We start from the raw sequence: 6,619 nt of genomic DNA on the forward strand, positions 1-6,619 counted from the left end.
ACTTGCAAGGAAATGTAGGTCAGCTCGATGTTGTTTTTTCGTTTTATCTTAGAAGAAAATGAATCTAACCCTGAAATCACTTTGGTAGAGAATACCGGTAGTCTTGGGATGTCTAAAGTCATTTAGGGTGTCATTTCGACGGCAGACCCATTCCACTGGCTAATCGTCTTGATGTGATCCGCAGTGAGTTTTATAGGCTGTAGATTGCGTATATAGGTGTCTAGTTTTATATGCCTGTAGTACTCTAGTTCTTTGGCTGGAAGGTTCCATGTGATGTTATAGTTTTGTTTCTGGTCAAAGTTTGTCGTCGAAACATTGACAATGGCTTGATACTGAAAAGTAAGCCGTGACATCTCACCATCTTTTTTCTTTCTTCCTAGAATCACTTTTGTGGAGAACAGCACATCTCCCTTAGCATAAGGCAGCGTGTAAGTGATGAATGCTTGTTCTTCCTCATAACGAATGGAGATATTGTCTCGATCTAAATCGATTGCTTCTTCATTTGCTTTTTTGCCCAAGGACCAAGATGTATGTGGATTCAGCAAAAAAATTAGGCCTGTGGTAATCAATAACAAAGAAAGAAAGGCGTCCTTTGAGTATGAGTGATTCAAATTGTTCATGATCTACACCTAGCTACTTTTATGCCCACTGAACAGCTATTAAATAATATATTTGGGCTACTTATTAGCTATCCCATGAATTGGATTTTTGTGAGGATGATTGCAATTTACTGCTTGGAATATGATCTATCAACCCCTTGAAAATATCATACTCATCAAATTCAAAAATTAGCTGGTAACCTACGCTATCCAGGACAGTTACATAAAGGTCTCGCTCAAGAATTTGGTATCCGTGTTGGTTAGCATAGGAAGTAAGCGCTCTTCTTTGCTGAATAATAAAAGTCATCCGAATTGCTTCTTGATAGCGGGCTGCAAATTCACTAATTGGCGGCGATTCTTGATGAACGATATCCGTGTTTTCTAGTAAGAGGAAAATTTCAGATTCCTTATGGAGTATACGGTAGAAAGGCAGTTTTAATAACGCTGCCCCATAGATAACAAAATCCCAAGGTTTGTTTTTATCTACTTTGATTTTTCTCTTAGTAAGCATTTCGATATTTGATGACTTGCCTATCTTTTTGATGGCCTCCGCAGCCTCCAGGCTATAGTTATCAAAAAAATTAAGGTACCCACCCCAGGCCCAAGTCCATTTGCCTGACGACTCAACATATGACCCGATAATTTGAGCTTTTGAAGAATAGCTATCACCGGAATCCGTATGAAATTCAATAGTTGAGTTAGACCGATCTAAAGACGCGCTGTGGGCGCCTAAAATATTTTCTAATACAATTTGATAATCAGCGATCAAACCGATGTTGTCGCATACCATATCATCTAATGGGCTCATTTTACTTTCCCTTGTTTATCAAACTTAGTCCGTAGTATATTCCACCATAGCAAAAGACTGATTGTAACAGTGGACTGTTCCCAGAAAATTTGCATGATTTTGTTGTCACTTTTACATCTCTATTCAATTTGTGGAAGAGTAGATTACCTGATCGCGCCATCCTAAGGTTTTTCATGTAGCTCCATTAAAGCAATAGAGCTTATCAGTATGATCACTCTTCCTTATACAGCAAAGTCCCTGTCCCCAATTCCTAACTTAGGGTGAAATATAGACCAACTAAGCTTAGTGACAAGGTATAATTAAATATTTAAAATCTTTAAAATTCAAAATACTTTTAGTTATTTTATTCCGTTAATGATTAAGGATGATGATGTCACCGTACGATGTAGTAATCATGATCCCTATAACTTGAACTAATAGTCTAAGTAGAATAACTAGATCTATTCCAAAGAAGGCGGGGTTTTACCCTCTTTCCATCTCCATTCTGGGTAGAGATTAATTTCGCCTGAGTCTACTTTAAATCCTGCAGATTGCAGAAGATAGGCTACACCCTCGGGGCTTTCCATGGTTTCCCTTAAGCAACGTGCAAAAAGTTCTATGTACTCTTTGTAAGACTCTAAATCTAAACTTCCTTCTGATACGTAGTGGCTTAATGAACGATCATGGCTGTCTATAAGATCAAAAAGTGCTTTTTTAATGCGGTAACGCATTTCGGGGTCAATGACTAACTTGAAAGGGCTAGCCGCTGCGTTTTGGTTTGCTTCTAAGTTATTTGAAAGTGCTTCTGAAACCATTAATTCGAATTCTCCTGGCTGAGTCATATTAGATTTGTGAGAGTATTGGGGATTAAAAAAAATTACAAGAGACATTTCACTAATTGCTGGCATCCATTGAACCCAGATGATGTCACAGAAGTTCAAGGAGATACATAATAGTTTGAGGCATAAGGAAAAGAGAGTCGACGAAGATATATCAATCGTATGGTCTGAGCGCCAATCCGGATAGAGGTGAGACATGGGTCTCAAATAGGTGATACCTCTAGGAGACGCTATGTTTCTTCCGGCTAAGATCTGTGCAGATCCTTAAGCCTCGATGGCATCCTTTGGATGTAATTTAAGAGCTCCCAGCAAGCGAATTCCATACTTCTTCTTTAGAAGTTCCTTTAGAAAATAGCATCTTCGCAGCATTAAATTCATCTCGTGTCCAGGCTCGTTTTGCTTCAGCATTCTGAATTGCATCTAGGAAAAAGTCCTGCAGATGGTGTGGGAGTTGTAAGAATGCTTCTACTTCCCCTGAGTCACCGATGAGATTGAAATGAAGTAGTTTTTGGTCCGACATATGGCAGAAGATATTATTTTCCTGCCCGTGACTCGCATGGTAATAGTAGTCCCAGAAGGTTTCATAAATTGTTCCGCCTGGGGTGAGTGTGAAGAGCAGTAGACTTAGTAGGATATCATTGTTTTCCCCTCCGACTGTCAAGCCTGCTCTGGTTTCAAGTCTAGCACTTTGATTATCTACAATGGAGTTAATGTTTTTGCTACTTTCACGAACTAGAAAATCTATTCTCGTTTCAGGCTCAATCGAAAGACCGTAAATAACGGTTCCCACCTCACTTGAGGCAATGAATTCATGAGGATCCATAGACTAGAGTTTTCAGATCATCCGAGCCGTGTCCAGTCAATTTAAACTGCCTCATGGTAATAGAAAACTAAAAGAGCCATGCTCAAACCGTGTCATTCATAGATCTTCGCCGACACTTCTTTCCTTGAGACGCAATATTATAATGCATCTCGTTCAAATTGTATGACATCATCCGGTTTAAAAGAGTTGAAGCATGGAAAGAGAGGCGTAACTTTTATCTTTTAATCTATGAAACAAGCGACAAAGAAAATGATGGGAGCCTTCCGAGGCTGGGTAGACCGCATGAAACATGGTGAGGTGGATTGGGATGAACTCGAAGCGACCTTGATCCAATGTGATTTAGGTCTTCCGATGGTGGAAAAAATCTTGGAACGCTTGAAAGGGCAAAATCTCTCAGCGACGAATGCTCAGGAGGCCGCTGTGGCAGAATTATATAAATTGTGGGAGGATGAAGTAAGATCGGTAGATGATCTTCTCTCCAAGGAAGTTTGGTTAATAGTGGGTGTAAATGGTGTTGGCAAAACGACAACCATTGCCAAATTAGCTCATCGTTTTAAGCAGCGAGGGCGTAAAGTTCATTTGGTAGCGGCAGATACTTTTCGTGCTGGCGCCATTGCTCAGCTTGGAGTTTGGGCAGAGCGTCTTGATTTAACAATTACTAGTGGTGTGGAAGGTGGAGATCCTGCTTCCGCAGCTTACAAAGGATTAGAAGAAGCAGAAACTCATGGAGCTAACTTAATCTTAATCGACACCGCAGGACGTTTGCATAATAAAGAGAACTTAATGCGAGAATTAGAGAAAATTAAGAGGGTAATCAATAAACAAGATGAAGATGCTCCTCATGAGACTATCATGGTGCTTGATGCCACCAATGGTAGTAATGCCTTCCAGCAAGCCAAACTCTTTCATCAGGGAGTAGATTTAACCGGTGCTATTGTGACGAAGTTAGATAGCTCTGCTAAAGGTGGAGTGGTGGCCGCATTGAAAGATGAATTGGACATAGACACCCTTATGGTAGGCTTAGGTGAAGGTATGGATGATTTGATGATCTTTGATCCTCAAGCATATGTTGAGAGCTTTTTCGGCTAATCCTTAACTTCTATTACCTTATCAAGGTGTAATGTTTAATCGGGTTATTAATACCGCCTAAGCTACATTTCTAAAGGTCCATTATCTTGGGCCGATCTTTTTATGAGAGGGTTAGATAGGCCCATAGTGCTCTAAGAAGGGGAGATGGGATAGAAATGGTTTTCTGGAGCAATGAAATGTTACCTACTTTATGGATTGGTCGATTCAGAGGCTCTTATGGAGCATGCTGGGAATTTGGTTGTTCTCCTCGACGACTGCCTATGCTCAAAATTATGAAAAAATTGCTCCCAAGATTCCTCAATCTACTTCTGGTTCGCTCGAAAAATTAGAAGAAGCAGAGCCTCCAGAACCGACCAATAGTCAAGTTATTCTGCCGGAGCTGAAAGGCCTCCTTTTCTATTCAAAGAGCACGATGTTAGAAAATCAAGATGCCCCACCTCTTCAGTCAGTGACCATATGGGATGTAGGTTTGCTGAACGATCTGGAATTCATGCGTCGTATGAACACTTATTTAGGGGAACCATTAACACTTGATGGAATAAATCAAATTGCCTGGGAAGTGGTGAGATTCTTCAGAGAAAAAGATAGGCCAGTAGTTGATTCAGTAATTCCAGAGCAGGCGATTGAAAATGGTATTCTGCGTATTTTGGTGATCGAAGGAAAATTAGGTCGAGTCAAAGTTGAAGGGAATAAATGGTTTTCTGCAAAATTGATTGGTGGTATGGTAAAGTTTAATGAAGGTGACGCGATTTCATACGAAAAAGCTAATAGAGAATTGGATTGGGTAAACCGCAACCCTTTCCGTGAGGTTTCATTGGTTTATTCAAAAGGGGATGAGTATGGAAAAACAGATGTAATTCTAAGAGTTAGAGATCGTTTCCCTGTTCGCTTTTACACTACTTTAGATGATTCTGGATATGATCAAACAGGATTAGAGCGGATCTCTACAGGTTTTAACTGGGGTAATGCTTTTTTTCTAGACCACCTCATGAATTACCAGTTTACCACCAGTGGGCATTTTAATATGTTTCACGCTCACTCTGGGAGTTATGTAGTTCCATTGCCCTGGAAGCATACCATGACTATTTTTGGGAGTTACGCAGAGTCAGATGACGCAGAAGAAACAACTTTTCCTCAACCAGGACAGCCACAATTTAATCAAGAGGGCTCAAGTTGGCAGGCAAGTTTTCGTTATGAGGCTCCCTTACCTAGTGTCTTTGATATAAATCACGCGTTGACTTTTGGCTACGACTTCAAGCAGAGTGACAATGACTTGGAATTTGGAGACACTCGTGTGTTAGGTCAAACCACAGATGTCAGCCAATTCAATTTGAATTATGCTCTAGGTTATGCGGATCCATGGGGGAGTACCCAATTCAGTGTAACAGGCTTCTGGAGTCCTGGAGATATGACCGGACATAACCACCCAGAGCAGTATGAGAGTGTCAGAGCTCAAGCCGGACCTGACTATTTGTATGCCAAGTTTGGGTTAGATCGTGTGACGCGATTGCCTGGAGATTTTACCTGGATTCTTGAGGCAGATGCTCAAATATCAAATGAGAATCTAATATCTAGTGAGCAATTCGGCATAGGCGGCTATACCACCGTGCGTGGTTATGACGAACGCGAAGCAGGTGGCGGAGATGAGGGATGGTTAATTCGCAATGAAATACGAACACCCTCTATCAGTTTGGGTCAGATTTTCCAGACAGAAGCGTGGAACGACCAATGGCAGTTTCTGGTTTTTTGGGACTATGGAGTCATGCATAAAGTAGACCTGTTAACAACACAGGACCCGTTTACTGAAGAAGATAATAACATCATTCTCTCCGGTGCAGGTGTTGGTTTCCGGCTGACTATCAGTCCTTATGTGACAGCTCGTTTTGATTATGCTTGGCAGCTGACAGATACGAATATCGATAAGGGTGCTTCAGAGAGATTACGAGATCGTGGACTTAATTCTCGAGCACACATGGGCATAACCATCAGTTATTAACAGCCACACAACATTTTCCGCAACAAAAGCCGTTCATGGAAAAAAATTCCAGTCATATTTGACTTATTAGAGTGATCAAACGGCTTTAGCCAGAGATGGAGAATTTTTCCCCTTCATCATTAGGGAATATTTAGATCTTTGGCTTAAAGCATAATTCTTGGCTCTAGGGCCGATAATTCATAAAAGAACAGACTAATTTTTTGAAATGTATCCGCATCTGTAATGTGTAAGGATCCTGAACGTATCAAGCCAATGGGATTGCTCAAAATGAGCTGCCTAAGTTCTTTGACTTTCTATCTCAGCACTGTTGAGCTTGCCAGTAACCCATCTGGTGGAAACGTGGTAAGTGGTAGTGCAACCATCAGCACAAATGGATCGACACTCACGATCAACCAAGGCAGTGATCGAGTCATCATTGACTGGCAAAATTTTTCTATCCAGGTGGGGGAAACGACAACCTTTATGCAGCCTTCAGAGATGTCTGCG

General features: G+C 41.0%; 7 protein-coding genes. 3 read left to right on the forward strand and 4 right to left on the reverse strand.

The features are described 5' to 3' along the window. Positions 1-122: 122 nt before the first annotated feature. The 4 genes from AAGA18_03575 to AAGA18_03590 form a co-directional block, all read right to left on the reverse strand. The gene (locus AAGA18_03575) at positions 123-620 is read right to left on the reverse strand and encodes a hypothetical protein (protein MEM9444409.1); all 498 of its coding nucleotides are present in this window, start codon (positions 618-620) and stop codon (positions 123-125) included. A gap of 64 nt (positions 621-684) precedes the next feature. After that, the gene (locus tag AAGA18_03580; protein MEM9444410.1) at positions 685-1,407 is read right to left on the reverse strand and encodes a DUF6882 domain-containing protein; all 723 of its coding nucleotides are present in this window, start codon (positions 1,405-1,407) and stop codon (positions 685-687) included. Positions 1,408-1,847: 440 nt separating this feature from the next. After that, positions 1,848-2,201, reverse strand: coding sequence for a hypothetical protein (locus AAGA18_03585; GenBank protein MEM9444411.1), 354 nt, complete (start codon positions 2,199-2,201; stop codon positions 1,848-1,850). A 319-nt stretch (positions 2,202-2,520) separates the two neighbouring features. Beyond that, positions 2,521-3,048: a hypothetical protein gene (locus AAGA18_03590; GenBank protein ID MEM9444412.1), complete on the reverse strand. Its 528-nt coding sequence runs from the start codon at positions 3,046-3,048 to the stop codon at positions 2,521-2,523. Positions 3,049-3,276: 228 nt separating this feature from the next. On the opposite strand from AAGA18_03590, the gene ftsY reads away from it, so the two are divergent. From ftsY to AAGA18_03605, 3 genes are all read left to right on the forward strand, one after another. After that, positions 3,277-4,137, forward strand: a complete 861-nt coding sequence (gene ftsY / locus AAGA18_03595; GenBank protein ID MEM9444413.1) for a signal recognition particle-docking protein FtsY — start codon at positions 3,277-3,279, stop codon at positions 4,135-4,137. Positions 4,138-4,327: 190 nt separating this feature from the next. Then, positions 4,328-6,133, forward strand: a complete 1,806-nt coding sequence (locus AAGA18_03600) for a ShlB/FhaC/HecB family hemolysin secretion/activation protein (GenBank protein ID MEM9444414.1) — start codon at positions 4,328-4,330, stop codon at positions 6,131-6,133. A 222-nt stretch (positions 6,134-6,355) separates the two neighbouring features. After that, a partial coding sequence (locus AAGA18_03605; protein MEM9444415.1) for a hypothetical protein occupies positions 6,356-6,619 on the forward strand: 264 nt, incomplete at its 3' end.

It is taken from the genome of Verrucomicrobiota bacterium, assembly GCA_039192515.1.
Taxonomy (GTDB): Bacteria; Verrucomicrobiota; Verrucomicrobiia; order Methylacidiphilales; family JBCCWR01; genus JBCCWR01.